This window comes from Rhodospirillaceae bacterium (assembly GCA_028819475.1).
GTDB lineage: Bacteria > Pseudomonadota > Alphaproteobacteria > Bin65 > Bin65 > Bin65.
This window is the reverse complement of record JAPPLJ010000030.1, coordinates 433,362-458,677: the sequence shown is the minus strand read 5'-3', so window position 1 is coordinate 458,677 and position 25,316 is coordinate 433,362. Positions and strand designations below refer to the sequence as shown.

24 protein-coding genes are annotated in these 25,316 nt (G+C 68.6%); 15 read left to right on the top strand and 9 right to left on the bottom strand.

Annotation, left to right across the window (positions count from 1 at the left end; genetic code table 11):
* Positions 1–5 precede the first annotated feature (5 nt).
* Complete coding sequence (gene mutY / locus OXM58_09805) at positions 6–1,211, bottom strand: A/G-specific adenine glycosylase (protein ID MDE0148658.1); 1,206 nt, start codon at positions 1,209–1,211, stop codon at positions 6–8.
* A gap of 105 nt (positions 1,212–1,316) precedes the next feature.
* Here mutY and OXM58_09800 point away from each other — a divergent pair, with 105 nt between their 5' ends.
* The 14 genes from OXM58_09800 (at position 1,317) to OXM58_09735 (ending at position 15,456) form a co-directional block, all read left to right on the top strand.
* On the top strand, positions 1,317–1,883 hold the full coding sequence (locus OXM58_09800; protein MDE0148657.1) for a DciA family protein: 567 nt from the start codon (positions 1,317–1,319) through the stop codon (positions 1,881–1,883).
* Between the two features lie 234 nt (positions 1,884–2,117).
* The gene (locus OXM58_09795) at positions 2,118–2,789 is read left to right on the top strand and encodes a thioredoxin domain-containing protein (protein ID MDE0148656.1); all 672 of its coding nucleotides are present in this window, start codon (positions 2,118–2,120) and stop codon (positions 2,787–2,789) included.
* Positions 2,790–2,824: 35 nt separating this feature from the next.
* Positions 2,825–6,298 carry a chromosome segregation protein SMC gene (smc, locus tag OXM58_09790; protein ID MDE0148655.1) on the top strand — a complete coding sequence of 1,158 codons (3,474 nt, stop codon included), beginning with the start codon at positions 2,825–2,827 and terminating at the stop codon, positions 6,296–6,298.
* A gap of 217 nt (positions 6,299–6,515) precedes the next feature.
* Complete coding sequence (locus tag OXM58_09785; GenBank protein ID MDE0148654.1) at positions 6,516–6,908, top strand: AtpZ/AtpI family protein; 393 nt, start codon at positions 6,516–6,518, stop codon at positions 6,906–6,908.
* A gap of 3 nt (positions 6,909–6,911) precedes the next feature.
* On the top strand, positions 6,912–7,646 hold the full coding sequence (locus tag OXM58_09780) for a F0F1 ATP synthase subunit A (protein MDE0148653.1): 735 nt from the start codon (positions 6,912–6,914) through the stop codon (positions 7,644–7,646).
* 41 nt (positions 7,647–7,687) lie between these two features.
* Positions 7,688–7,912: a F0F1 ATP synthase subunit C gene (locus OXM58_09775; GenBank protein ID MDE0148652.1), complete on the top strand. Its 225-nt coding sequence runs from the start codon at positions 7,688–7,690 to the stop codon at positions 7,910–7,912.
* Positions 7,913–7,998: 86 nt separating this feature from the next.
* Complete coding sequence (locus tag OXM58_09770) at positions 7,999–8,487, top strand: F0F1 ATP synthase subunit B' (protein ID MDE0148651.1); 489 nt, start codon at positions 7,999–8,001, stop codon at positions 8,485–8,487.
* A 12-nt stretch (positions 8,488–8,499) separates the two neighbouring features.
* Complete coding sequence (locus OXM58_09765) at positions 8,500–9,069, top strand: F0F1 ATP synthase subunit B (GenBank protein MDE0148650.1); 570 nt, start codon at positions 8,500–8,502, stop codon at positions 9,067–9,069.
* Between the two features lie 91 nt (positions 9,070–9,160).
* The gene (locus tag OXM58_09760) at positions 9,161–9,619 is read left to right on the top strand and encodes a thioesterase family protein (GenBank protein ID MDE0148649.1); all 459 of its coding nucleotides are present in this window, start codon (positions 9,161–9,163) and stop codon (positions 9,617–9,619) included.
* An 82-nt stretch (positions 9,620–9,701) separates the two neighbouring features.
* Positions 9,702–10,673, top strand: coding sequence for an NAD(+) diphosphatase (gene nudC / locus OXM58_09755; GenBank protein MDE0148648.1), 972 nt, complete (start codon positions 9,702–9,704; stop codon positions 10,671–10,673).
* 5 nt (positions 10,674–10,678) lie between these two features.
* Entirely contained in the window at positions 10,679–11,335 is a 657-nt protein-coding gene (locus OXM58_09750) for a carbonic anhydrase (protein ID MDE0148647.1), read from the top strand.
* Positions 11,332–12,759, top strand: a complete 1,428-nt coding sequence (gene thrC / locus OXM58_09745; protein ID MDE0148646.1) for a threonine synthase — start codon at positions 11,332–11,334, stop codon at positions 12,757–12,759. Before OXM58_09750 ends, thrC begins: the two co-directional genes overlap by 4 nt.
* Before the next feature lie 532 nt (positions 12,760–13,291).
* Positions 13,292–14,098: a hypothetical protein gene (locus tag OXM58_09740; protein ID MDE0148645.1), complete on the top strand. Its 807-nt coding sequence runs from the start codon at positions 13,292–13,294 to the stop codon at positions 14,096–14,098.
* Between the two features lie 92 nt (positions 14,099–14,190).
* Positions 14,191–15,456: a pitrilysin family protein gene (locus OXM58_09735; GenBank protein ID MDE0148644.1), complete on the top strand. Its 1,266-nt coding sequence runs from the start codon at positions 14,191–14,193 to the stop codon at positions 15,454–15,456.
* Positions 15,457–15,475: 19 nt separating this feature from the next.
* On the opposite strand, the gene OXM58_09730 is transcribed toward OXM58_09735, so the two are convergent.
* Positions 15,476–16,063, bottom strand: coding sequence for a YqgE/AlgH family protein (locus OXM58_09730; protein MDE0148643.1), 588 nt, complete (start codon positions 16,061–16,063; stop codon positions 15,476–15,478).
* A 171-nt stretch (positions 16,064–16,234) separates the two neighbouring features.
* On the opposite strand from OXM58_09730, the gene OXM58_09725 reads away from it, so the two are divergent.
* Entirely contained in the window at positions 16,235–17,002 is a 768-nt protein-coding gene (locus OXM58_09725) for a protein-disulfide reductase DsbD family protein (GenBank protein ID MDE0148642.1), read from the top strand.
* Here the strand turns inward: OXM58_09725 and OXM58_09720 are convergent.
* The 7 genes from OXM58_09720 to OXM58_09690 all read right to left on the bottom strand — a co-directional run bounded on the left by OXM58_09720 (position 16,982) and on the right by OXM58_09690 (position 25,201).
* The gene (locus OXM58_09720; GenBank protein MDE0148641.1) at positions 16,982–18,217 is read right to left on the bottom strand and encodes a multidrug effflux MFS transporter; all 1,236 of its coding nucleotides are present in this window, start codon (positions 18,215–18,217) and stop codon (positions 16,982–16,984) included. The two genes, OXM58_09725 and OXM58_09720, sit on opposite strands and share 21 nt — an antisense overlap.
* Positions 18,218–18,370: 153 nt before the next feature.
* On the bottom strand, positions 18,371–19,039 hold the full coding sequence (locus OXM58_09715; GenBank protein MDE0148640.1) for an aquaporin family protein: 669 nt from the start codon (positions 19,037–19,039) through the stop codon (positions 18,371–18,373).
* A 71-nt stretch (positions 19,040–19,110) separates the two neighbouring features.
* Complete coding sequence (locus OXM58_09710; GenBank protein ID MDE0148639.1) at positions 19,111–19,551, bottom strand: VOC family protein; 441 nt, start codon at positions 19,549–19,551, stop codon at positions 19,111–19,113.
* Between the two features lie 35 nt (positions 19,552–19,586).
* A complete protein-coding gene (locus OXM58_09705) occupies positions 19,587–19,919 on the bottom strand; it encodes a metalloregulator ArsR/SmtB family transcription factor (GenBank protein ID MDE0148638.1) in 333 nt (110 codons plus the stop codon).
* A gap of 352 nt (positions 19,920–20,271) precedes the next feature.
* Positions 20,272–21,294 carry a 4Fe-4S dicluster domain-containing protein gene (locus OXM58_09700; GenBank protein ID MDE0148637.1) on the bottom strand — a complete coding sequence of 341 codons (1,023 nt, stop codon included), beginning with the start codon at positions 21,292–21,294 and terminating at the stop codon, positions 20,272–20,274.
* A gap of 95 nt (positions 21,295–21,389) precedes the next feature.
* Complete coding sequence (locus tag OXM58_09695; GenBank protein MDE0148636.1) at positions 21,390–23,009, bottom strand: indolepyruvate oxidoreductase subunit beta family protein; 1,620 nt, start codon at positions 23,007–23,009, stop codon at positions 21,390–21,392.
* A gap of 2 nt (positions 23,010–23,011) precedes the next feature.
* On the bottom strand, positions 23,012–25,201 hold the full coding sequence (locus OXM58_09690; protein MDE0148635.1) for an indolepyruvate ferredoxin oxidoreductase subunit alpha: 2,190 nt from the start codon (positions 25,199–25,201) through the stop codon (positions 23,012–23,014).
* Between the last annotated feature and the right edge of the window lie 115 nt (positions 25,202–25,316).

Here is a 25,316-nt window from a genome sequence, read left to right as displayed (position 1 = left end):
CGATCCTACGTCCTCTCGCCCCGCCCGGCCGCCGCCGGCCCCCTATCGTCGCGGGGATTATCGCGGCCGAGCGCCGCCCGCGCCACCTTCTTCATCACGGTCGGCAGGGCCTGCCGGTCGAGGCGGGCCGGGTCCTCCCAGACCGCGCCGCTTGCCGACTCGCCCGTCCGGTCTTCGGTCCGGGCGGTGCGCACGGCGAGTTCGAGCCGGAAATGGGTGAAGACATGGCCGACCGTGCCGGCGTCGCGCTCCGCGGTCACGGCGACCGGCGGGCGGCCGCTCGGTTCGGCCCCCTGCGGTCCGGCTTCCGTCCAGCCGGTGCCGGGAAACTCCATCATGCCGCCGAGCAGGCCGGTCTCCGGCCGGCGTTGCAGCAGGACCCGGCCGTCCGGCCGCTCGATCCACCACACGATGCCGCGGCGCAGCGGTTTCGCTTTCTTCGGCGCCCGGCGCGGCAGGTCCGCGGCCACGCCCCGACGATACGCCGCACAGCCGGCCGACCACGGGCAAAGCAGGCATTGCGGCGCCCGCGCCGTGCATACCGTCGCCCCCAGATCCATCACCGCTTGGGCATAGTCGCCCGGCCGCCCGTCCGGTCCACCGTCCGGCGTCGTCAGCGCCGCGAGCCGGCGCAGGACCGGTTTGGCCGCCGGCAGCGGCGTCTCGACGGCGTGCAGCCGGGCCATGACCCGCTCGACATTGCCGTCCACCACCGTCGCCGGCCGGCCAAAGGCGATGGCGGCGACCGCCGCGGCGGTATAGGCGCCGATGCCGGGCAGGGCGCGCAGGGCGTCCTCGGTATCGGGGAAGACGCCGCCATGCTCCTGCATTATCGCTCTGGCGCAGCGGTGCAGGTTGCGCGCCCTTGCGTAATAGCCCAGGCCCTGCCAGGCGTGCAGCACATCGTCCAGCGGTGCGGCGGCCAGGTCGCCGACAGCCGGCCACCGCGCGACGAAGCGCGCGAAATAGCCCGCCACGGCCGCCACCGTGGTCTGTTGCAGCATGATTTCGCTCAGCCACACCCGGTAGGGGTCGGGCCGTCCGGCGGCGCCGGTCGGCACGCGCCAGGGCAGGTCGCGGGCGTGCCGGCCGTACCAGTCGAGCAGGGCGGCGGACGCCTGCGCCGGACCGCCGAAGCCCGCCTCCAGCCGCGCCCCTGCGGCGGAAAGCGCGGCGGACAGCAGGGCATCGGTGGCGCGGGCATCGGGCATCGGTCACAATATGCAGCAAGCAGCGCTGGCGAAGAGCCGAACGGTCGGCTACGCTATCGCCGTCCTCCGGCAAAGGCCAGATCGAGCCCCCGAAGCCCCCGAACGATGGCGAGACGTTCCGCTTCCTCCCCCGCCTCCGCCGCTGCGCCGGCGAAACGCGCCGCCCGGCGCGGCTCCGGTATGCGCCATATCGCACCGGCCGCCGCCGCCGCGGCGCGCCCGGCGCTGCGCAAGCGCGGGCTGGCGGTCGCCGGGGTGCTGGCGGACTGGCACAGGATCGTCGGCGCCTTCCTGGCCGGAGCGACCGCGCCGGAGAAGCTGGTGGCGGGCCGGTCGCTGCCCGAAGGCGGACGCGACGCCGGCGTCCTCCATCTCCGGGTCGGCAGCCCGGCGCTGGCGCCGGAAATCGCCCATCTGGCGCCGCAGATCATCGAAAAGGTGAACGGCTATTTCGGCTATCGGGCGGTCGCCCGGCTGCATATCCTGCACGCGCCGGTCAGCTGCCCCGACACCCGCCCCGAAAACCGGCGGGCCGGCGTTGCGCCGCCCGATGCCGCGCCGGCCGACAAGGAATCCGTGCGCCGGCAGACCGCCGGAATCGAGGACGACGGCCTGCGCGACGCCCTGCAACGGCTCGGCGAGGCGGTTGCGGCCCGGCAGGGCCGGGGCTGAACGCCGGCGCCGCGCGCGAACCGTGCCACAATGCCGGCGCATTCCCGCTTCAGTGACGGCATTCCGGCGCCATGACGGCCCCCGTGACAGCCCTCATGACAGCCCCCATGACAGCCCCGTGAAAGCAGTGTGCCCATGACAGCAGTGTGATTGTGCAGTTATGCACAGGCGCGATTACCCTGTTGCCGCGCGTTTGAATTTCGCGCATCATCCATATATTGTGGCGAGGTGTACATGAACCACAACCGCTTGTTGACCGTCGTTCCCGTCCTGCTGGCCGCCTTCGTCCTTGCATTCGGGGCGTTCGCCCTGCCGGCGCGCGCGGAAATCGCCTCGGTGAAGGACGCCCTGAAGGAGATCGGCTACGGCAAGGCCGGGGCGCCGGTCCTCATCTACGGCTTCGAATCCCTGTCCTGCCCGCATTGCCGCGAATTCCATGTCGGCGCCTGGCCGCGCATCAAGAAGACCTATGTCGATACCGGCAAGGTCCGCTTCGTGCTGCGCGATTTCCCGCACAATGCACAGGGCTTCCTGGGCATTCTGACCGCCCGGTGCCTCGGCCCGGCCCGCGCCAAGGGAATGGTCGAGATCCTGTTCGCCAACCAAGCGCAGTGGGCGTTCCTGGGCCGGGACAAGTTCTACACGGCACTGGGCCGCTACGCCCGCCTCGGCGGCCTGAGCGACGCCGATTTCAAGGCCTGCCTCGACAGCAAGGACATCGTCAAGGGCATCTCGGACAGCGTCAACGACGCGACGGCGAGGTTCAAGATCCAGAGCGTGCCGACCTTCCTGATCGGCACGAAGAAGCAGATCGAAAGCGGCGCGGCCAAACGGGTCGACGGCGCCCGGCCGTTCGAGACCTTCGACCGCATCATCAAGGAAGCGCTGGCGGCGGCCGGCAAGTAGCAGGCCGCCCCGCACCGGCGGCCGGGAAGGACGGGTTGGTCCAGTTCAGCAAGATTCGTCTGACGGGGTTCAAGTCCTTCGTCGATCCGACGGAACTGGAGCTTTCGCCCGGCCTGACCGGCATCGTCGGGCCCAACGGCTGCGGCAAGTCCAACATCCTCGAAGCGTTCCGCTGGTGCATGGGCGAGGGTTCCGCCCGGCAATTGCGCGGCGGCGGTATGGACGATGTCATCTTCAACGGCACCGCCGACCGCCCGGCGCGCAATATCGCCGAGGTCTCCATCGACCTGGATAACGGCGCCGGCGATGCGCCGGCCGCCGTCAACGGCTTCGAGCAGATCGACGTCACCCGCAGGATCGAGCGCGACAAGGGGTCCAGCTTCCGGATCAACGGCAGCGAAGCGCGCGCCCGCGACGTCCAGCTGCTGTTTGCCGACCTGCAGACCGGTTCGCGCTCCTCCGCCATGGTGAGCCAGGGCCGGGTTGCCGCCATGATCGCGGCCAAACCGGCCGAGCGGCGCCTGGTCCTCGAAGAAGCCGCTGGCATCACGGGCCTGCACTCCCGGCGCCACGAGGCCGAACTGCGCCTCAAGGGTGCGGAGACCAACCTCGACCGGCTGGAAGACCTGCTCACCGAGCTGGCCGACCAGATGCAGCGGCTCAGGCGCCAGGTGCGCCAGGCGACCCGCTATCGCAACATCAGCGGCCATATCCGGCGGACCGAGGCCGTCCTGCTGCATCTGCGCTGGACCGAAGCCGAGGCCGCGCTGGCCGATGCCCGTCGCAAGCGCGCCGAGATTGACCGGCGGGTCGAAGCCCTGACCGGCGCAGCGGCGGCGCTGTCGCAGCGTTCGGCCGAAGGCGGCGCCGCGCTGTCCGGCCTGCGTGAGGACGAGGCGGCCGCGGCGGCCGGTCTGCAGCGTCATCTGGTCGAGCGCGACGGGCTGATCGCCGAAGCGCGGCGCCTGGCGGCGCGGCACGAGGAACTCGCCCAGCGGCTGGAGCAGATCGACCGCGACCTCGAACGGGAACGGGCGCAGCTGGCCGACGCCGCCGGCGCCGTGAGCCGGCTCGACGAGGAGCTGCGCCAGCTCGACCGGGACGAGGCCGGAGACGAGGCGGCGCGGGCTGCCGCCGCCGCGGCCGTGCAGGAGAGCCGCGCCGGGGCCGAAGCCTTCGAGAAAGAGGTGACCGCGGCGACCGAGCGGGCGGCCGCCCGGGAGGCCCGGCGGGTTGCCGCCGCGGACCGGGTCGCGGCACAGGAGCGGACGCTCGAAGGGCTCGACCAGCGTATTCTCGCCGCCGAGACCGAGCGCGATGCCCTGAACGCGGACGAAACGGGCTCCGGCCTTGAGGCGGCGCAGCGCATGGCCGATGCCGCCGAGGAGGACATCGCGCGGGTCCGGGCCGCGGCCGACCGGGCCGAAGCCGAGCGCGACAACACGGCCGAAGCGGTCGAGCAGGCGCGCGGCATTCTCGAGGCCCACAACGAGACGCTGACCCGCCTGCGCGCCGAAGCCGATGCTCTGGCCGCGCTGCTCGAACGCCGCGCCGCCGGCGATACGCGGCCGGTGATTGAGGATATCCGGGTGACCGCCGGTTATGAGGCCGCGCTGGGCGCCGCGCTGGGCGACGATCTCGACGCGCCTGTCGATTCCCGGTCCGGCGCGGCGGCGATCCGCTGGCAGGCCGATGCGGAAACGGGTGAAGAGGGCCCGGACCTGCCGCGCGCCGCCAGGCCGCTCAGCTGGTTCGTTGAGGCGCCGGCCGCGCTGACCCGCCGGCTCGACCAGATCGCCGTGGTCGAGGATTCCGATCTGCTGGAGGCGATCGCGCCCCTGCTCGCCCAGGGGCAGCGCGCAGTGTCGCGCGAGGGCGGCTTGGTGCGGTGGGACGGCTTCGTCGCCGCCGCCGGCGCGCCGACCGCCGCGGCCCGGCGCCTGGCGCAGCAGAACCGGCTCGACGCCATCGGCCGGGAAGCGGTCGCCGTGGAAAGGCAGGTTGCCGCGGCGCGCGCCGATCTGGATGCGGCCCGGACTGACGCCGATACCGCCGACGAGGCCTGGCGCGCCGCCAATACGGCCGTGCGCGAGGCGTTCGATCTGCTGAACGCGCGGCGCGCGGCGCTGGTCTCGCTGAACGAGGCGGCGGTATCGCAGCGCAGCCGCCTGGAGGCCGTCGCCGAGACGCTGGCGGCGCTGCAGGGCGAACGGACCGAAGCCGCCGGCGCGCTGGCCGAAGCACAGAGCGCGCTCGACGCCATTCCGGAAGACGGCGCGGCCCATGCGCAGTTGTCGGACATGCGCGGGAAACTCGCCGCCCTGCGCGAAGACCTCGCCCTGAAGGAGCAGAACGGCAACCGGCTGGAGGCCGAGGCGGCGGCGCGGGCGCGGCGGCGGACGGATGCCGGCGAGGACGCGGCGCGCTGGCGCCGGCTCATCGAAGACGGCGAGGCACAGGCGGCGGCGCTGGAAGAGCGGCGCGCCGGAATTGCCGCCGAAGCGGCGCAGATCGAGAGTCAGCCGGACGATCTTGCGGCCCGGCAGGCTGCGGCCGACACGCTGGTCGCCGAAAGCCAGGCCGCCCGCAGCGCGGCGGCGGCGGCGCTGGCGGAGGCCGAGTCGGCGCTCTCTGCTATCGACCGCGAACTGCGCGAAGCCGAGAAGGCGCTCGCCGAAGCGCGCGAGGGCAGGGGGCTGGCCGAGGGCCTGGTCAGCCAGGCGGAACAGACGGTCGCCCAGATCGCCGAGCGTTGCGCCGAGCGGCTGAATTGCCGCCCGGATGCCCTGCTGGAGATCGCCGAGCAGAGCCCGGACAAGCCCCTGCCCTCCCAGGCGGACACCGAACGGCGGCTGGACCGGCTGCTGCGCGAGCGCGACGGCATGGGCCCGGTCAATCACCGCGCCGAACAGGAATCGAAGGAGCTTGGCGAACGGATCGAGGAATACGAGACCGAGCGCGACGACCTGATCGGCGCGATCGAACGGTTCCGCCGGGCGATCGCCTCCCTGAACCGCGAGGGCAGGGAGCGGCTCCTCGAATCGTTCGACACCGTCAACGGGCATTTCCAGGCCCTGTTCACCCGCCTCTACGGCGGCGGCCGCGCCCATCTGGCCCTGACCGAATCGGACGACCCGCTCGACGCCGGCCTGGAGATCATGGCGAGTCCGCCGGGCAAGCGGCTCCAGCGCCTGTCGCTGCTGTCCGGCGGCGAGCAGGCGCTTACCGCGATTGCCCTGCTGTTCGCCGTGTTCCTGACCAATCCCGCGCCGATCTGCATTCTCGACGAGGTCGATGCGCCGCTCGACGACAACAATGTCGACCGGTTCTGCACCCTGGTCGAGGACATCGCCGAGGAGAGCGGCACCCGCTTCCTGATCGTGACCCACAACCGGCTCACCATGGCCCGCATGGACCGGCTCTACGGCGTGACGATGGCGGAGCGCGGCGTCTCGCAACTGGTCTCGGTCGACCTGCGCGAGGCGGAAGCGCTGCGGGAGACCGCGTAGCGGCTCCTAAAATAATGTCGCATCGCCCGGTTTGTCGCTGAATATCAGGGGGTTGGCCGGCAACGGGACGCGCATTTGCGCCTGGCGGCCGGATTGACAGCTTTCGCGGTCTCCCCCTAGTTTGCCGGCGTTTCCGGCCGGTTTTCTTCCGGCCGTCCCGCAGTTCCTTCGGCGGCCGGGCCCGCCGTCGCGGGCCGCACCGCGCGGAGGCGGCGCCATGGCGCAACAGGACCGTCCTCCCTCCCTCGATCAGCTCGACGCCCGATTGCGCGCAGCGCAGAAACGGCGCGACGGGAATCGGGCGGGGCGCGGCGGCACGCGGGACGCCGGGGACCGGACCGACCGGGGCAGGGGTATCGGCCTCGCGCTGCGCATCGGCACCGAACTGGTGGCGGGGCTCGCCGTCGGGGTCGCCATAGGGCTCGGGCTCGACTGGTGGCTGGGGACGAAGCCCTGGCTGATGATTGTCTTTTTCTTCCTCGGCGCGGCCGCCGGGATCGTGAACGTCTACCGGACGATGAGCGGCCTGGGCCACGCGGTGGGATATGCCGACCGGGACCGCGCGAAAGACGACGGCGGGCCGGGTCCGGACGAACGCGAAGGGGGATGAGCGGTGGCCGGCGAGAAACAGGGTCCGCTCGATCAGTTCACGATCAAGCCGCTGGTCAGCATCGACATCGGCGGCGCCGACCTGTCGTTCACCAACTCGTCGCTGGCGATGCTGATCACGGTGGCGTCGGTCAGCCTGTTCCTCGTCGTCGGCATGAGCCGCGGCCGCCTGGTGCCGGGCCGGTGGCAGTCGATGGCGGAGCTGAGCTACGAATTCGTCGCCGGGCTGCTGAAGGAGACGGTGGGCAACGAGGGCCGCCGCTACTTCCCGTGGATCTTCACCCTGTTCATGTTCATCCTGTTCGGCAACATGCTGGGCATGATCCCCAGCGCCTTCACCTTCACCAGCCACATCATCGTGACCTTCGCCATGGCGCTGGCGGTCTTCACATTCGTCACCCTGCTGGCGATCGTGAAGCACGGCTTCCGCTTCTTCAGCTTCTTCGTGCCGCCGGGCGCCCCGATGGCGATGTGGCCGCTGCTCATCCCGATCGAGGTGATTTCCTACCTCTCGCGCCCGGTCAGCCTTTCTGTGCGACTCTTCGCCAATATGTTGGCCGGACACACGCTGCTTAAGGTTTTTGCCGGTTTCGTGGTCGCGCTGGGCTTCGCGGGCATCGTGCCCCTGCTCTTTATCGTTGCGCTGACCGGGCTGGAAATCCTGATCGCATTCCTGCAGGCCTACGTCTTCACAATTCTGACCTGCCTGTACATCAACGACGCGCTCCACCTCCACTAGACCGCGCGGCGCGCCTGAACGATTCTGGAAAGGAACCGAGAATGGAAGTTGAAGCTGCAAAATTGCTGGGCGCCGGCCTCGCGGTGATCGGCGTGATCGGCGCCGGTATCGGTATCGGCAACGTGTTCGCCGCCTTCATCCACGCGGTCGGCCGCAACCCGGCCGCGCGCGGCGAGGTCTTCACCATGACGATGCTGGGTTTCGCGCTGGTCGAGGCCATCGCGCTGTTTGCCCTGGTGATCGCGCTCGTCATCCTGTTCGGATAGCAGGCCGCCTTTCCGGGCAGGCGCGCTTGCGTTAGCCCTGCCCGAAGACGGGACCGGCCGAACGGGCCCGGGCGCGGAGAACGGCGATGCCGCAACTGCAACAGATCGATACCTTCCTCTCGCAGGTCGTCTGGCTTGTGCTCGCCTTCGCCGTCCTGTTCGTCGTGCTGCGCACGATCGCGCTGCCGAAGATCCAGGCGACACTGGAAGCCCGGCGCGACCGGATCGAGGGCGATCTGGACCGGGCGCAGACCCTGCGCCAGGAGGCCGAGCAGGTTCTGGCCGAATACGACGCGGCGATGGCCGAAGGGCGCGACAGGGCCCAGTCCGTGATCCGCGACGCGGTCGAGGACGGCAAGGCGCAGGCCGCCACGACCCAGGCGGCGCTGGCCGCCCGGCTCGCCGACGACATCGCCGGCGCCGAGGCGCGGATCGCGGCGGCCCGGGACGAGGCGGTCGGCAATATCCGGGAGGTCGCCGTGGACGTGGTGCAGGCCGCCGCCCAGCGCCTGATCGGCGGGCGAATCGCCCGGAAATCGGCGGCCGACGCCGTCGATGCGGTCGCGGACCGGTAGGGAGCCGGCGCGATGGAGCTTTCCGCAGTCGCCGGTTCCGCTGTCCTGCTCGCCGCCGGCAAGGCCGCTTCGGTCGGCGGCTGGCTCGGCGACCTGTTCGATTTCGGCGGCGCAACCTTCTGGGTGCTGATCGCCTTCGTCATTTTCGTCGCCTTCATGGTCTGGAAGGCGCGCGGCGCGGTCACCGGCGCGCTCGACGCCCGGGCCGAGGCGATCCGCAGCGAGATCGAGGAAGCCCAGCGCCTGCGCGAGGAGGCCCAGGGCCTGCTCGCCGACTATCAGCGCAAGCAGCGCGACGCCCTCCAGGAGGCCGAGGCCATGCTGCGCGCGGCGGAGGAAGAGGCGGCCCGGCTGCGCGCCCGGGCGGAAGAGGATCTGGCCGCGTCCCTGAAGCGGCGCGAGCAGCAGGCGCTCGACCGGATCGCCCAGGCCGAGGCCGCCGCCCAGGCCGAGGTGCGCAACACCGCGATCGACCTGGCGGTCTCCGCGACCCGCAAGCTGCTCGAGGACCGGCTCGACGAGAAGAAGGCCGCCGGCCTGGTCGACCGGGCGATCGACGAGCTGCCCGGCAAACTGCACTGAGCATTTTACCGGCCGCCGCGCCGCTGCACCGGCGGAAGAAGCCGGAATCCCTTCCTGTCCCGTGCTGCCTGCAAGGAAAGTGCCGCCGCCCATGACGAAACTGAATCGCGCCGATTTCCGCTTCCACCATCCGCTGCGCGTCCGCTATGCGGAGGTCGACGGCCAGGGGGTCGCGTACAACGCGCATTACCTCACCTGGTACGATGTCGGGATCACGGAATATCTGCGTGCCATCGGCCACGACTATCCGCTGGGCGGCGATCCGGCGACCGGCTGCGATTTCCATCTGGTCAAGGCGCTCGTCGAATTCCGGGCGCCGATCTTCTACGACGACGAAATCGACATCTGCATCCGCACCCGCCGCATCGGCCGGACCAGCATCACCTACGATCCGGCGATCTATTCGAAGGATTCGGCCGACGACCTGCGGGCGACCGGCGAGATCGTCTGGGTCAACACCCATCAGCAGACCCACAGGACCGAGCCGGTTTCCGAACGGCTCATCGACGCCATCGTCGCGTTCGAAGGCCGCGATCCGCGCGCGGGTTGAGGCCGGCGGCGGTGGCGCAGTCCGCCGAAGGGCCGTCAGAGGGCCGATTGCCGACGCCCGCCGCCTGTGCCACTTAACGGCCATGTCAGACCGCCTGCGCCTTTCCCGTTCCGACGACAATTTCTATGCCTGGAGCACGCTGGACCGCGCGTCGGCCCGGCGCGGCGACGCCGGGTGGCTGGAGGCGCAGCTGCGCGGGCCGCAGGGCCGCCTGGTTCCGGTCTGGCGCTCGCGCAACCTGATCGATCCCGGCGCGCCGCCCGAGGATCCCCCCGAAGCCACGATGCTGCCGGCCGAGCGGTTCGGCGCGCTGCTCGAACGGGGCGACACGCCGCTGTTCCTCGGCCTGCACGGCGGACTGGCCTATTTCGCCAGCGATCTTTCGAACCTCGAACAGGCGGAGGCCGAGTTGATCTGCGGTGTCCGGGCGGACCGGGCGGAGTTTCTCGACCTGCGCTTCACCGGGCCGATGATGAACCGGGAGCACGGCAACTTGTTGGCCTATGCCCGCGGGATGCTGACCTGGCGGCGGCGCCACAGGTTCTGCGGCGTCTGCGGCGCGGCGACCGAGCCGAAGGACGGCGGCCATCTGCGCGTCTGCTCCGATGAAGACTGCGGGACCAGCCATTTCCCGCGCACCGATCCGGCGGTCATCATGCTGGTGACCTACGGCGACAAGTGCCTGCTCGGGCGCCAGAAGGTCTGGCCGCCGGGCATGCACTCCACGCTTGCCGGCTTCGTCGAGCCGGGCGAGACGCTGGAAATGGCCGTCGCGCGCGAGGTCTTCGAGGAATCCGGGGTCCGGGTGCACGACGTGCGCTATCACTCGTCGCAGCCCTGGCCGTTCCCGACCTCGCTCATGCTGGGGTTTCATGCCCGGGCGCTGTCGGACGACCTCGACGTCAACACCGAAGAACTCGAAATGGCCGCCTGGTTCCGGCGCGACTGGGTGATCGAGCAGATCGGCAAGCGCAGCGAGACGTTCAAGCTGCCGCGCCGGGATTCGATCGCCCGGCAGTTGTGCGAAGACTGGCTGGCCGGCCGGGCCGGGTGAGCGGCATGAGGAATTCCGCGCCCGGATTGCCGGATTTGCTGACGGACGGCTATGCGCGGTTCCGTGAAACCGACTTTCCGCGTCACGAGGCTACCTACCGGGCCCTGGCGGAGGGCCAGGAACCGCCGGTCATGGTGATCAGCTGCTGCGACAGCCGGGTCGATCCCGAAGCGATTTTCGACGCCGGACCGGGCGAACTTTTCGTCGTGCGCAACGTCGCCAATCTGGTGCCGCCCTGCGACCTGGACGGCGGCGACTGCGGCACCGGGGCGGCCATCGAGTTCGCCGTCGGGGGCCTCGGCGTCGGCGATATCGTCGTCATTGGCCACAGCGGGTGCGGCGGCATCCGGGCCTATATCGAGAGCAGGGGCGCCCCGCCCGGTGAGTCCGGCGCGCCTGGCTTCATCGGCAAATGGATTTCGACGGTCCGTGGCGCGGAAGCCCGCCTGCCCGCCGACGCGCCGAAGGAAGGGCAGGGCCTGCAAGAGGCGTTCGAATACGCCTCCATCCGGAATTCGCTCGATAACCTGATGACCTTCCCGATCGTCCGGCAGGCGGTCGATGCCGGCCGGCTGAAGCTGCACGGCGCCCATTTCTCGATCGCCGACGGGCGGCTTACCGTGCTCGACCCGGCGAGCGGGAATGCCGCGGTGCCGGAATGACCGCACCGGCCTTTCCCTATATCAGCACCCGCGGCGCGGCGGCGCCGGCCGCGTTCGACGATATCCTGCTGTCGGGCCTGGCGCGCGACGGCGGCCTGTATGTGCCCGAAGCCTGGCCCGCCTGGACGGCGGAGACCCTCGCCAGCTGGCAGGGCCTGTCCTATGCCGGACTGGCGGCGGAGGTCTGCGCGCCCTTCATGGCGGGCTCCGCCGCCGCGGCGGACCTGCCGGCGCTGACCGAAGCCGCCTATGCGGGCTTCGACGATACCGCCGTGGCACCGCTGGCCGATCTCGGCGACGGCCTCTTTCTCCAGGAACTGTTCCACGGCCCGACCCTCGCCTTCAAGGATTATGCCCTGCAACTGGTCGGCCGGCTGTTCGATGCCGTGCTGGCCGCGCGCGGCGAGCGCATCACGGTGGTCGGCGCGACGTCCGGCGATACCGGCCCGGCCGGCATTGCCGCCTGCGCCGGCCGCGATGCGATCGATATCTTCATGCTGCATCCGAAGGGCAGGACGTCGGAAGTGCAGCGCCGGCAGATGACGACGGTGCCGGACGGCAACGTCTTCAACATCGCCGTCGAGGGCACCTTCGACGATTGCCAGGACATGGTGAAGGCGCTGTTCGCCGACGATGCGCTGCGCGACCGGGTGAACCTCTCGGCGGTGAACTCGATCAACTGGGCCCGGGTGATGGGCCAGATTGTCTACTATGTTCACGCCGCGCTGCACGTTCAGGGGCAAGCGGGTGCGCCGGTGTGGCCCGTCTGCTTCGCGGTGCCGACCGGCAATTTCGGCAACGTGTTCGCCGGCTACGCCGCACGGCAATGCGGCCTGCCGGTCGGCCGGCTGATCGTCGGCAGCAATGCGAACGACATCCTCACCCGCTTCTTCCGCCACAACGCCATGGAGATCCGCGGCGTGACGCCGACCCTGTCGCCGAGCATGGACATCCAGGTCTCAAGCAATTTCGAGCGCCTGCTGTTCGACCTGCTGGACCGCGACGGCGCGGCCGTGGCATCGGCCATCGGCGCATTCCGCACCGGCGGCTGCCTGCCGCTCGACGACGCGCGCTGGCGCCGGGCGGCCGCCCTGTTCGACGGCGCCAGTCTGGACGACGAGGGCACGGTCCGCGAGATGCGGGCGGTCTACGAGCGGACCGGCCGGCAGGTCGACCCGCACACGGCGGTCGGCCTGGCCGCGGCGCGGCAATGCCGGGCCGACGGCGATCAGGTCGTCGTGCTGGCGACGGCCCATCCGGCGAAGTTCCCGGACGCGGTCGAGCGGGCGACCGGCCATCGCCCCGCCCTGCCGCCGCACCTCGCCGACCTACACGATCACGAAGAGCGGTGCGTCACGATGGCGAAGGATGCCGCCCGGCTGACCGACTATGTGCTCGCCAACGCCCAGGCGGCGAGAGGATGATGGTAACTGTTTCGGAACGACGGACCGGCAGACTTCTACGAACTGTACTGACGATTCACTCCATCGCCTGGATAATGAACTCTTCAAACCGACCCTAATCTAAGGTGCGTTTCAGGGGAGATACCTTCGGTATGGGTTGGATGATGGACCGATTCGCTCAATTGTGCTAAGGAAAGCGGGTCAAGGCATACGAACCTTGACCCGCCCGCCGTCAGGCTTTGACCGCAGCCCGTAGGCTACGGTCGCGGCCTCTCCTACCGGGCGGTTGCCAGATCACCACACCCTCCTTTCTTCTGCGTCCGCGGTAGACTGGGTTATGATCGTGATGCCGGGGCCGACACCGCCCCGGCATCGGCAACTTGCCGCGCCACTCTACGTTTGTCAACCGACGGTGCGCGCCGGCTCATTTGAACACCTTTACCGTTGCAGAAATGCCACAATTGTTTGCCGCTAGATGAACAATTGGTTGACAAATGGACAAAAGCGACACATAACCCCTCCAGTCCGGCACCTCAATTGGAGCATCATAGCTATGGAAACAGATGGCGCTGCGGCGACTTCGGGAAGCCAGACCGAACAGACCGCTGAAAAAAAACGCCCGCGCGAGAAGTCGGGCATCTCATTTCCATATATGGACTTGAAATCCGCACTCGAATTCGCTCAAGCGGTCTATGCACGCAATGGGTCGTCCGAATGCCGTTTTGAGGAGGTGGCAGGACAGATGAGCTTGAGCCCGACCAGCTCTGGCTTCCGTGTCCGGGTTGCGACAGCGCGGCTATTTGGTCTGACCCAGAAAGCCCGAGGGTCAAACCTCGTTTGTTTGACGGACTTGGGGTTACGCGCTGTTGATGCTTCGACCGAACGCAAGGCAAAGGCAGAAGCCTTCCTTGTCATCCCGCTGTTCAAAAAGGTCTACGAAGAATATCTTGGGATGACCCTGCCTCCACCGGATGCGCTACGGCGCCAGATGGAATCCTTTGGTGTACCATCCGGGCAAACTGACCGCGCACGTCAAGTACTGCTTCGTTCTGCCGAAACAGCCGGCTTCTTTGAAAATGGCCGCGACAAACTGATGATGCCTGGCCATTTGGGCGGGGAGCCCGACGGATCGGTGTCCACCGATTCGCATGTACAGCAAAGTCGCCAAAATCGAAGCGAGTCTGGAAATGGCGCTAGCGGGCCAAGCGACGATGATGAAATTGATCCGGTCATCACCGCGCTACTTGCACATCTGCCTCCTCGAAAAACGATGTGGCCAAAATCAGAGCAGGATGCATGGATCGAATTGCTCCGAGGAAGCCTTCGCTTCATCTACTACGATGAAGAAACCTCCGAGTAGCCAAATTTGGCGAACGAGGACGGAATGGATCGTCTAGGGAGAACCTCGAAGGCCATCGAGAATGGTCGCAAATACATCGCAATTCTGATCGTATGACAGAAACCGCGCAGGTCACGACGCTTCCCGGCGGTCTGCGGATCGCGACCGACGCCATGCCCCAGGTCGAGTCCGTGTCCTGCGGCGTCTGGATCGACGCCGGCGCGCGCCACGAGCCGGCCGAGGTCAACGGCGTGTCCCATCTGCTCGAACACATGATGTTCAAGGGCACGGCGCGCCGCAGCGCGCAGGATATCGCCGACGAGATCGAGGCGGTCGGCGGCCATATCAACGCCTGGACGTCGCGCGAGGCGACGGCGTTCTTCTGCAAGACGCTGAAGGGCGACCTGTCGCTCGCCGTCGACATCCTCGGCGACATCGTCCAGCACAGCCTGTTCGACGAGGCGGAGCTGGCGCGCGAGCGGGATGTCGTGCTGCAGGAAATCGGCCAGGCAATGGATACGCCGGACGACATCATCTTCGACCATTTCCAGCGAACCGCCTATCCGGACCAGGCGCTCGGCCGGCCCGTGCTGGGCGATCCGGCAATCGTCGGCAGCTTCCCGCGCGACCGGCTCGACGGCTATCACAAGTCCAACTACACCGCGCCCCGGGCGGTCGTGGCCGCCGCCGGCAACCTGGAGCATGAGAGCTTCGCCGCGATGGTCGAAGACCGGTTCGCGGCGTTGGCGGCCGGCAGCCGGCGCGCGCCCGAACCGGCACGCTACGACGGGGGCGACTATCGCGAAGAGCGCGATCTGGAGCAGCTTCACCTGCTGCTCGGTTTCCGCGGCGCGGCTCACGCGGACGACGATTATTTCGCCGCCATGATGCATTCGGCCATCCTCGGCGGCGGCATGTCGTCCCGCCTGTTCCAGGAGGTGCGGGAAAAGCGCGGGCTGGTCTATTCGGTCAACAGCCACAACACCGCCTATGCCGACACCGGCCTCTACGGCATCTATGCCGGCACCGGACCCGACCGGGCGGCGGAGCTGGCGCCGGTCGTGCTCGACCAGCTGGCCGACCTCGCCCGGGGCGCCGGACCGGAGGAGCTGGCCCGGGCCAGGGCGCAGGCCCGCGCCGGCCTGCTGATGTCGCGGGAAAGCACGGGCGCGCGCTGCGAGCAACTTGCGCACCACATGATGGTTTACGGGCGGCCGCTGCCGCCGGCGGAGATCCTGCAGAAAATCGATGCGGTCGACGAAGCGGCGGTCGGCGCGTTCGGCGAAAAGCTGCTCGCCGGCCCGCTGACCTGCGCGGCGCTGGGCCCGGCCGGCGACCTGGAGCCTTACGATGCGATGGCGGCGCGGCTCGTTGCTTGACGTCGGGCCGCCTGAGACGTCAGGCGTGGCCGGCGGTGCTGGACAGCATGCTGGGATCGATGCCGAGCGTGCCGATGGCGGTGCGCCAGCGGTCTTCGTCCAGGTCGGCGCCGAAGACCAGGGATACGTCGGCGTCGGCGGTCAGCCAGCCGTTCTGCTGGATTTCCTGTTCGAGCTGTCCGGCGCCCCAGCCGGAATAGCCGAGGGCGAGCAGGCAGTGATCCGGCCCGCCGCCGGCCGCGACCTCGCGCAGGATATCGACCGACGCTGTGAGGCCGATGCCGTCGCTGACCGCCATCGTGCCCGTGTGGCTGTAACCGCCGCCGTGGAGCACGAATCCGCGCGCCGTCTCGACCGGCCCGCCGATATGGACCGGGATGTCGCGCTGGATCGTGCAGTCGTCGACGCCGACCTGCTCCAGCAGTTCCTTGAAGACGATGCTGTCCGAGCGCTTGTTGACGACGAGGCCCATGGCGCCGTCGCCGGAATGGGCGCACATGTAGATGACGGTGTGGGCGAAGCGCGGGTCCGCCATGCCGGGCATGGCGATCAGCAGCCGTCCGGTAAGCCAGGGATTGGCGCTTGCGGTCGAACCCGGAATCGTCATCCTCCGTCGCGGAACGCCGGCCTTATCCGCAGCCGGTCGCTTCCGAAGATAGGCCGACCGGCGCGCTGCGCAAGCGAAACCGCCCGCAAATCGGGAATTGTGACCGGATATGTAAAGGGGGGATGGCCCCGCGCCCTGCTGCTGGCGGCGGGTCTGGCCGCAGCCGCAGCGATGCCTGCCGCCGCGGCGCCGGCGGCCGAGTCGCCTTGGGCAGACGGGCTGGAGGGTCGGCTACGGCTCGTCGGCGGCGGCGGTGCGGGCGACAGCCGCTGGCTGGGCCTGACCATGGATCTCAAACCGGGCTGGAAGATCTTCTGGCGCTCGCCGGGCGCGCCGGGGCTGCCGCCGGTCCTGGACTGGCAGGGTTCCCGGAACCTGAAATCGGCGCGGATCGTCTGGCCGACGCCGGAGATTTTCACCAGCTTCGGCTTCCGGGCCCGGGGCTTCGGCGGCCGCTTCACCCTGCCGATCCGCGCGACGGTTCGGGATGCGGACGCCGCCCTGGAAGCGCGCGTCGCGGTGCTGTACCAGCTCTGCAAGGATGTCTGCATCCCGGTCGAGGCAATGCTCGCGCTCGCCGTTCCGCCCAAGGCCGCGCCGCACCCGGCCATCGTTGCGGCGCGTGCCCGGGTGCCGAAACAGGCCGGCGACGGCTTTGCGGTCTGGCGGGCCGAGCGGCGCGGGCGCGCCTTGAGCGTGCAAATCCGCCATCGCAGTCGAACTTTCGCCAAGCCGGTCATCCTCGTCGAAGCGCCAAGGGGCGTTCGGCTGGGCAGGACCGGCCCGGTGACGGCGGGCGCCGGTGGCCGGGTCGGCGTCTCGATCCCGATCCTGGGCAAGCGCCCGGTTCCAAAAGACTTCAGCGTCCGGGTGACGTTGATCGACGGCGCCGGCGCCTGGGAAAAAACCGTCCCGGTTTCAGCCGCTGTCGGCCGGTGACACGGCCGCTGGCTCCGCCACAGCCGGCCGGCTGCGAAGCAGCGGCAGCAGCAGCAGGACCAGGCAGGCGCACGCCGCCATGATGGCGACGAGCGGCCAGACGCTGTCTCCGGTGACGGTGCCCGAAAGCTGCGCTGCGGCGGCGCTCACCGTCATCTGGACGAACGCGACCAGGCCGGACGCCGCGCCGAAGGCGCCGGGGCTGGAATTGATCGCGCCGGCGACGCCGTTGGGGATGATAAGCCCCTGGAAGAAAGAGATGGCGTAGGCCGGCACGAACAACAGGGCCGGCGTGAGGGCGAACACGCCGAACAGCAGGGCCGCGACGGCCAGGACCAACGCGCCCAGAATCGCACCCAGCATGACCGAGCGGTCGAGGCCCAGCGTGTTCAGAAGCCGTGTCGCGGTGAAGCTCCCCACGGCAAACATGCCGGGAATGCCCAGGAACCACAAACCGTATTCACTCGGCGGGCGTTTCAGCAGCCCGTTCATCAGGTAGGGCGCGCCGGCGACGAAGGCGAAGAAGATCGCCATGCTGAAGGCCGAGATCAGCGTATAGCCCCAGAACCGCCGCGACCGCGCGACCTGGCGCAGGCCGCCCAGCGCCGACCGGACGATCGATCCGTCGCGGGAACGGGCGCGCGCTGCGGAGGGAAAGGTCTCGTGCAGCAACCCGACGACAAGGGCGCCGACCAGCAGGGCGAGCACGGCGGTTGCGGCAAAATTCGCCCGCCAGCCGAAGCCTTCGGTGAGAAACCCGCCGACCACCGGCGCGATCATCGGCGCGATCACCATCGCCATCGTCAGGTAGTTTATCGCCTTCGGCGCTTCGGCGGCGCCGTAGACATCGCGGACGATGGCGCGGCTCAGGACCATGCCGGCAGCGCCGCCGGCGGCCTGCGCGACCCGCCCCACGATCAGCAGGGTGACCGACGGCGCGAAAGTGGAAAGCAGGCTGCCGGCAAGGAACAGGCCCATGCCGCCGACCAGCACCGGCTTGCGGCCGAAACGGTCGGACAACGGACCGTAGAACAGGGTCGAAACGGCGATCGCCACCATCGACAGGCTGAGCGTGAGCTGGACGAAGGACTGGCTCGACCCGAAGTAGCGCTGGATTTCCGGTAGCGCCGGCAGGAAGACCTGCATCGAAAAGGAGCCCGCTGCCGCCATCAGCATCAGGACCAGGAAAAAGGCCGCTTTGGCTCTGACGGTCATGAATCGTTCATCGGCGGAACAGGCAGCGGCCGGGAGGGGCGGGGGAACGGGCGGCGCAAAAAAGAGCGCCGCGGAGCCGGCGCCGGGCGCAGCTATAGCGCCATCCGGCAATCGGCGATACGGGAAGCGCGCCGCAGCGGCGCTCCCCTTCGTTCAGCCGCTGCGTTCCTTGAGGAGCCAGCCGAAGACGAGCGTTGCCGCGACCGCGCCCGCAAGCTGGGCCAGGATAAAGCCCGGCGCGTGGGCCGGCAGGATGCCGGAGAAACTGTCGGTCAGGCTGCGGGCGATCGTGACCGCCGGATTGGCGAAGGAGGTCGATGAGGTGAACCAGTAGCCGGCCGAGATGAACAGGCCGACGGCGTAGGCCGTCGCCTCCGGGCGGAAGCGGACCGTGCCCAGGATGGTCGCCACGAGCCCGAATGTGGCGACGAACTCGCCGGTCCACTGGCCGATGCCGGTCCGGCTGTTGACCGAGGCGGCGAAGGCCGGCTCGCCGAACATCAGATGGGCGACCAGCACGCCGGCCAGCCCGGCGGCGATCTGGACAACGATGTAGACCGCCGCGTCGCGCGTGCCGATTTCGCGCCGGATCAGGAAGGCGAGCGTGACCGCCGGGTTGAAATGGGCGCCCGAGACCGGGCCGAAGATCAGGATCAGCACCATCAGGATCGCGCCCGTCGCCACCGTATTGCCCAGCAGGGCGAGCGCCACGTTGCCGCCGGCCAGCGTCTCCGCCATGATTCCCGAGCCGACGACCGTTGCGAGCAGAAAGGCGGTGCCGAGGGCTTCGGCGGCGAGTTTCCGGGCGAGGGAGAAGGTCATCGGCCGTGCGTTTGGGGGCGTTTCGGGCGCGGGGCCGCCGGCCGGGGTGCGCCGCGCCGCGGAAAGGCCGCCTACAGCGCCGCCCGGTCGTGCAGGGCGCCGATTTCCGCGTCCCGGGCGTCGTCGCGGCCGATCGTGTCGGAATGGGCGAGCCGGTGGAAGGTTTCCCAGACCACGCCGTCGGGATCAGACGCCCAGGTCTTGTTGCCTTTGGCGTAGCAGCAGAGGTTTTCCTTCTCCTCGAAGACGGACTGCTCGGCGTCGGTCAGCGCGCGGGTGATCGCCTTCAGGCTGTCGTCGTCCTCGACCTGGATGCCGAGATGGGAGACGCCGCCGCCTTCGCCGTCGCAGCATTTCTGCGTCGAGACGGCAAAATTGACCGCCGGCTCGTCGAGCATCCACTGGGCGTAGTCGTTCTTCAGCTTGTCCGGCGCGGCGCCGAACAGGGTCCGGTAGAACTGCACCGTCTTGTCCAGGTCCGCGACGTTCAGATGCACATGCAGGCGTTTCATTGCCGTTTCTCCTCTCGTTTTCCGTTCGGGGCCGGTCAGGCCGCGTCTTCGAGTGCCGCGCGAACCGCGGCCCGGACGATCTTGTGGCCCTTGCAGCAGTCTTCCATCAGGAACCGCATCAGCGCCCCGACGCCGTCGAAATCCGCCCGGTAGACGATCAGCCGCGAGCGCCGCTCCGACGTCACCAGGCCGGCCCGCTGCAAGAGACCCAGATGGGTCGAGAGCGTCGACGGCGCCGCGCCCAGCGCCCGGGCGATCTCGCCCGCCGGCAGCCCCGCCGGCCCGGCGCGCACCAGCAGCCGGAAGGCAGCGAGGCGGGTTTCCTGCGACAGGGCGGCGAAAGCTTCGGTGGCTGAATTGATTTCCATATTTCGATAATTATCGAATTAAAGGAGAAGGTCAAGGAGAATTTGGCAAGTGCGGCTTTGCAGGGCCGTGCTTTCGGTTCCGCCCCCGTCCCCGTCACTCCGGACGGCGCGAAGCGGCGATCCGGGGGCCAGGGCCACAGGACGGGCATCGCAGGAATTGCTCTGGACGCCGGATCAGGTCCGGCGCGGCTCCGGATGCCGGGCGTGGATTTGCCCCAGCGAGACCCTGCCCCGCCAGTATCGCTTGATCGGTTCAGCGTGATCGTCGCGGCACGATCGTCCATGGAGTACAGCGGTTCGCCGGTGCCCGAATCGAGGGCTCGTGCGGGCATGTCCGACAACCCGATGACCGTCACGTCTGCGAGCGGACTTCGGATCTCAAGGTCGGGAGCGGTTCGCTTCGCCCGCCGCCGTTCAGAATGCCGTCCTCGTCTTCGAGGAACCATTGCGGTGTCCGCCAGCCGGCCCTGCGGCGCTTGCCCATGAACTGCTTGTAGAGGCTGCGCTTCTCCGGATCGCCGTTTTCCTTGTGCACATAGGGGCAGACGTCGACGCAAAGGTGGCAGTACTCGTCGCGCAGGCGGCTGGCCTCGTAGCATTTCGGAATGTCGATCAGCCAGCGCTTGTAGCCGTCGGTCACCACATAGTCGTCCGAGCCCGCAATCGCCGCCGGCGGGCAGTTGTTCTCGCACAGCCGGCAATTCATGCAGTAGTCCTGGACGCCGAACAGGTCGGGTTCGTCCGGCACAAGCGGCAGGTCGGTGAGCACGAATCCGGGACGGAAGCTGGCGCCGAACCGGCGGTGGAGCATCGAACCGTTCTTGCCCATTTCGCCGAGGCCGCCGGCCACCATGGCCGGGATCGCCTGCAGCTCCATGGTGCCGTTGTGGTCGGCTAGGGCCGGGTAGCCGAGGCTGCGGATGAATTTGCCGAGTTCGGTCGAAACCTCCGCGCAGCGCACATAGACGTCGATGGTCTCCATCTCGACCGCGAGCGCGCCGCCGAGAACGGCCTGGTATTTCTCCTCAAGCAGCAGCGAGATGACGTATTTGTGCGGAAAGCTGTAGCCCTCGTTGATCATGACAGGCGTCAGTTCGCAGATTCCGACGTCGTCGGCGCCCAGCTCCCGTGCCTTGTCCTTGATCAGCCGGGTCATTTCGGCCGGATCCGCGACGGCGGTCCGCTCCGGATTGACCGGCCCGTCGCGCTCGGGCGCCAGTTCCGCCCATCGCTCGAAGGCCGTGCGCCAGGCTTGCGCCGGCATGTTGCGCCGGCCGTCGGCAAACAGCGGCACCTCCTCCATACCGCGCTCCTGCGCCATTTCGAGGACGATCGGGTCTGCCATCGGGCTGCGGAACTTCGAGATGCCGTCCACGGTTGGCTCCTCCCGGTTTCCGTCGTTACTCAGGAGTCGGGCGTGGCAGGTTCGCGGTGCATGACCCCGCCGATGCTTCTGCCGAACGCGGTGGGCTACTCCGCCGCCACCGCCGGGCCGGCGCGGGCTTCGGTCATCGCGGCGATAGCCTCGCTCAGGCTCTCGCCTTCCGGGTCGGCGAGGGCGGCGGCGCGGGCCTGGGCGATGTCGCCGGCGCGGTCGACACCTTCCGCCAGCGCCGGCTCGACGATCTCCGCGACGATCCGGCGATAGTTGCCGACGCCGCGTTTGTGGGTCTCGGAATAGCCCTTGATCAGCCGGGCGCATTCGATGGTCTCAAGCGCCATCGGCTTGCTGACGGCGGCCGCCTTGCGCACCAGGTCGAGCCAGCCCTCGATCAGGTCCTGTTCCTCGGCATAGCGGTAGCCGCGCCGGCGGAAGCGGCGCATGGCGGCCAGCGTCCGCACCCGGGCGAAGCCCCAGACGGTGTCGGTGCGGATATGCAGGCCGAAATGCCATTTGCGCGCCCTGGCCGGGTTGCGGTCGGCCCAGTCGACGACCCGGCGGCCCAGACCCTTCGGCAGCACGGAGGCGAACTCGTACGGCCCCGGCTTGAAATGCTCGGTCGTGCGGACGAGCTGGTCGTCCTGCGCCTGCACGTCGCGGCGCATCCGCTCGAAGCGCGACCTGCGGGTCTTGAACTGGGCGACCCGCATGATGTCCTCGAAGGTCATGCGCAGGCCGAGATGGCGCGCCGCCTCGTTGGTGATCTTGAAATCGCCGTCGCCGCGGCCCTCGTCGAGCGCTTTGACCGTATCGAGCCGTTCGAGATAGAGCCGGGCGTAGGCCGCGTCCTGATAATCGAGGCAGCGTCCGCAGGCCTCCAGCACGACGGCGTGGGTCTCCGACGGATAATCCCGTTCGATTCGCCCCTTCAGGTCGCCAACGGAATCGCCCGGCCGGGGCGCCGGCGCCTTCGGCGGCGCCGGTTTGGTCTGCAATTCGACGACATCGCCCGTGGCGTAGGCGAAACCGACATCGAAACCGGCCAGGTTGGACTCGACCGCCTTGCCCGAATCGCGGATGCCGTCCTTGAAGGCCTCGGGTTCGATGGGCAAGACGCCGGAGCCGGCCATGGCGCCGAGCAGGACCGAATTGATGATGGTGCCGGCGTCCTGGGCGGCGCGTTCGATATCGAACAGGATATGCCGCTTCGACATCTGCCTGGCGGCGTCGAGAATCTTGTCGCCGTCGTAGCGGCCGTCGCCCATCGCCATCTTCTCGGCCAGCGTGTAGACCCGGTGGGTCGAGCCGATCAGCGTCGTCTTCTCCGGGCTGATGAAGCCCTTCTCCATCGCCCGGCCGACCTCCATCAGCTCGGTCGCGATCATCATGTCGATGTCGCCCGGGCCCGGATACAGGTCGAGCACCGGCTCGATGTCGCCGGTCTCGGCATAGGGCTTGGGCACGATCTCGACATAGTAGGTCGTCGCACCCGTGCGCTGGGCCACGCCGGGGATCGATGTCGCCTGCACCGGCAGGCCGGCCTTGCGCGCCGCATCGACCAGCCAGGCGGTCAGCACGCCGCCGCCTTCGCCGCCCATCGCCGCGATGACGACGGTGACCGGCCGCTCCTCCGCCGGCTTGCGGCGGGACGCCTTCGGCTTGGCGGCCGCCTTGGGCGCCGCCTTGCCGGATTTCTTCGCGCTGGCCACGGTCAGGCCGCCTTTGCTGCGTCTTCCTGCTCCATCGCGCCTTCCTGGCGCGGCGCGAGGCGCAGTTCCTCCGGGCTGTAGACCATGCCGATGACGCGCTGGCGCACGCCGGCGAGCCAGCGCTCGAACGCGCCGGCGTTGTAGACGATCTCGGCCTTGTAGAAGGACGGGCACAGGATCGCCGCGTGGGCGACCTCGCCGCACAGCCCGCAGCCGACGCAGCCCGTGTTGACATGGGCGATCGGGTCGGTGCGCAGCGGGTCCGGGTTCGCCTTGATGGTGAGCGACGGGCAGCCCGACAGGCGGATGCAGCTGTGGTCGCCGGTGCAGACATCGTCGTCGATGCCGAAACGCGGCCGCACGGCGCGCTTGCCCTCGCGGATCAGCTTCGTTCGCTCGGCCTTCACCCGGCGCTGCTTGGCAAGCATGCACTCGCTTTCCGCGATGATGACCTTGAGGCCCTCGTGCGTCGTGGTCATCGCCTCCTTCAGGGTCTTGACCATCTTCGAGACGTTGTAGGTCCGCACCTTGCGCTGCCACTTGACGCCGAGCGCGCGCACCGTCTCCTCGATCGACATGTGCGACTGTTCGAAATTGCCCTCCTTCGGCGTCGACGGCACCCATTGCCAGCCCGTGGCCGAGGTGTAGCCGTTCTTCATCACGATCAGGATCGAATCGTTCCGGTTGAAGACGGAGCTGGCGACGCCGGTGCTCAGGCCGTTATGCCAGAAGCCGCCGTCGCCCATGATCGAGATGACGCGCTTGTCGAAATTCGGCGCGACCCCGGTCGAGCTGGCGAGGCCGAGGCCGTAGCCGAGCACGGTCTGGCCGATGCTGAAGGGCGGCAGGGCCGAGAAGGTGTGGCAGCCGATATCACAGCTGATATGCGTCTTGCCGAGATCCTTCTCCATCAGCTTGATGGCGCTGAACACCGGCCGTTCCGGGCAGCCGGTGCAGAAGGTCGGCGGCCGCGGCGGAACCGGGCTGCCGAGATATTTCGTGGCTTTGGTCTTGAGGCCGACGATGTACTTGATACGCGCGCCGGCGCTCCCCTTGTTGGTGTCCGGCAGGCCGATCTCGTCGATCCATTTGGAAACGCCGTTCTGCACGACGTCCGAGGTGTACTGGCCGGCCATCGGCAGCGGGCCCTTGCCGTGCACCTTCGTCTGGACGTCGGCCTTGCGCAGGATGACGTTGACGTCGTCCTCGATATAGGACGGGTGGCCTTCCTCCACGACCAGGACATGCTTCTTGCCGGCGCAGAAGCCGGAGATCTCTTCCGGCACCAGCGGGTAGGTGACGTTCATGCAATAGATCGGCACCCGGGAATTGCCGTAGATGTCGGCGAGGCCGAGATGGTTCAGGGATCGCTGCACCGTGTTGTACAGGCCGCCCTGGCAGATGATGCCGAGGTCGTCGAGCTCGCCGTCGAACGTCTCGTTCAGCTTTTCCCGGCGGATAAAGTCGATCGCGGCCGGCACGCGCTCTTCCCACTTGTGCTTTTCCTGGGCGTAGGTGCCCGGAGGCAGCGCGATCTTCATCAGGTCGAAATTCGGCTTCTCCAGCTTGCGGTTGCCGGTGAATTGCCCGTGTTGGTTGTCCTTGGCCTCGAAGCGGCCCTGGACGTGGCAGGCCAGGATGCGCAGCTGGACCATGACCGGCTGGTTGGAGGCTTCGGACAACTCGAAGGCCTTCTCGGTCAGGTTGACGATCGAGGTCAGGTTGGGCCGCGGATCGAACAGCCACAGGGTCGATTTCAGCGCATAGGCGTGGCTGCGCTCCTGGATGATCGAGGCGCCCTCGCCGTAATCCTCGCCCAGGATGACCACGGCGCCGCCGGTCACGCCGACCGAGCCGAGGTTGGAGAGCGCGTCCGAGGCGACGTTCGTCCCGACCGTCGATTTCCAGGTCACCAGGCCGCGGATCGGATACTGGATCGACGCGCCGAGCATGGCGGCTGCGCCCGCCTCGTTGGCGCAGATCTCCAGATGGACGCCGTATTCGTCCATGATGTCCTTGGCGTCGTTCAGCACGTCGACCAGATGGGAGACCGGCGAGCCCTGGTAGCCGCCGACATAGGAGACGCCGGATTGCAGCGCCGCCTTGGTGACCGCAAGGATGCCTTCGCCTTCGAAAATCTCGCCGTCGCCCTTCTTCAGCGACTGCACCTCTTTCGCAAATGACCGTTCCATGACCGTATCTTCGAATGATTCGGGGAGTGTTCGGAAAGATGTCCGGGTTGGAATGTCAGCGCTGGCGTCGTTCCGCCGGACATATTAGGGTCTTTCTCCCGCCAAGGCTAGCCGC

Coding starts and splice junctions, on each gene's coding strand:
- mutY (MDE0148658.1), bottom strand. CDS start 1,211: ATGCCCGATGCCCGCGCCACCGATGCCCTGCTGTCCGCCGCGCTTTCC.
- OXM58_09800 (MDE0148657.1), top strand. CDS start 1,317: ATGGCGAGACGTTCCGCTTCCTCCCCCGCCTCCGCCGCTGCGCCGGCG.
- OXM58_09795 (MDE0148656.1), top strand. CDS start 2,118: ATGAACCACAACCGCTTGTTGACCGTCGTTCCCGTCCTGCTGGCCGCC.
- OXM58_09785 (MDE0148654.1), top strand. CDS start 6,516: ATGGCGCAACAGGACCGTCCTCCCTCCCTCGATCAGCTCGACGCCCGA.
- OXM58_09775 (MDE0148652.1), top strand. CDS start 7,688: ATGGAAGTTGAAGCTGCAAAATTGCTGGGCGCCGGCCTCGCGGTGATC.
- OXM58_09770 (MDE0148651.1), top strand. CDS start 7,999: ATGCCGCAACTGCAACAGATCGATACCTTCCTCTCGCAGGTCGTCTGG.
- OXM58_09765 (MDE0148650.1), top strand. CDS start 8,500: ATGGAGCTTTCCGCAGTCGCCGGTTCCGCTGTCCTGCTCGCCGCCGGC.
- OXM58_09760 (MDE0148649.1), top strand. CDS start 9,161: ATGACGAAACTGAATCGCGCCGATTTCCGCTTCCACCATCCGCTGCGC.
- nudC (MDE0148648.1), top strand. CDS start 9,702: ATGTCAGACCGCCTGCGCCTTTCCCGTTCCGACGACAATTTCTATGCC.
- OXM58_09750 (MDE0148647.1), top strand. CDS start 10,679: ATGAGGAATTCCGCGCCCGGATTGCCGGATTTGCTGACGGACGGCTAT.
- thrC (MDE0148646.1), top strand. CDS start 11,332: ATGACCGCACCGGCCTTTCCCTATATCAGCACCCGCGGCGCGGCGGCG.
- OXM58_09740 (MDE0148645.1), top strand. CDS start 13,292: ATGGAAACAGATGGCGCTGCGGCGACTTCGGGAAGCCAGACCGAACAG.
- OXM58_09735 (MDE0148644.1), top strand. CDS start 14,191: ATGACAGAAACCGCGCAGGTCACGACGCTTCCCGGCGGTCTGCGGATC.
- OXM58_09730 (MDE0148643.1), bottom strand. CDS start 16,063: ATGACGATTCCGGGTTCGACCGCAAGCGCCAATCCCTGGCTTACCGGA.
- OXM58_09725 (MDE0148642.1), top strand. CDS start 16,235: ATGCCTGCCGCCGCGGCGCCGGCGGCCGAGTCGCCTTGGGCAGACGGG.
- OXM58_09720 (MDE0148641.1), bottom strand. CDS start 18,217: ATGACCGTCAGAGCCAAAGCGGCCTTTTTCCTGGTCCTGATGCTGATG.
- OXM58_09715 (MDE0148640.1), bottom strand. CDS start 19,039: ATGACCTTCTCCCTCGCCCGGAAACTCGCCGCCGAAGCCCTCGGCACC.
- OXM58_09710 (MDE0148639.1), bottom strand. CDS start 19,551: ATGAAACGCCTGCATGTGCATCTGAACGTCGCGGACCTGGACAAGACG.
- OXM58_09705 (MDE0148638.1), bottom strand. CDS start 19,919: ATGGAAATCAATTCAGCCACCGAAGCTTTCGCCGCCCTGTCGCAGGAA.
- OXM58_09690 (MDE0148635.1), bottom strand. CDS start 25,201: ATGGAACGGTCATTTGCGAAAGAGGTGCAGTCGCTGAAGAAGGGCGAC.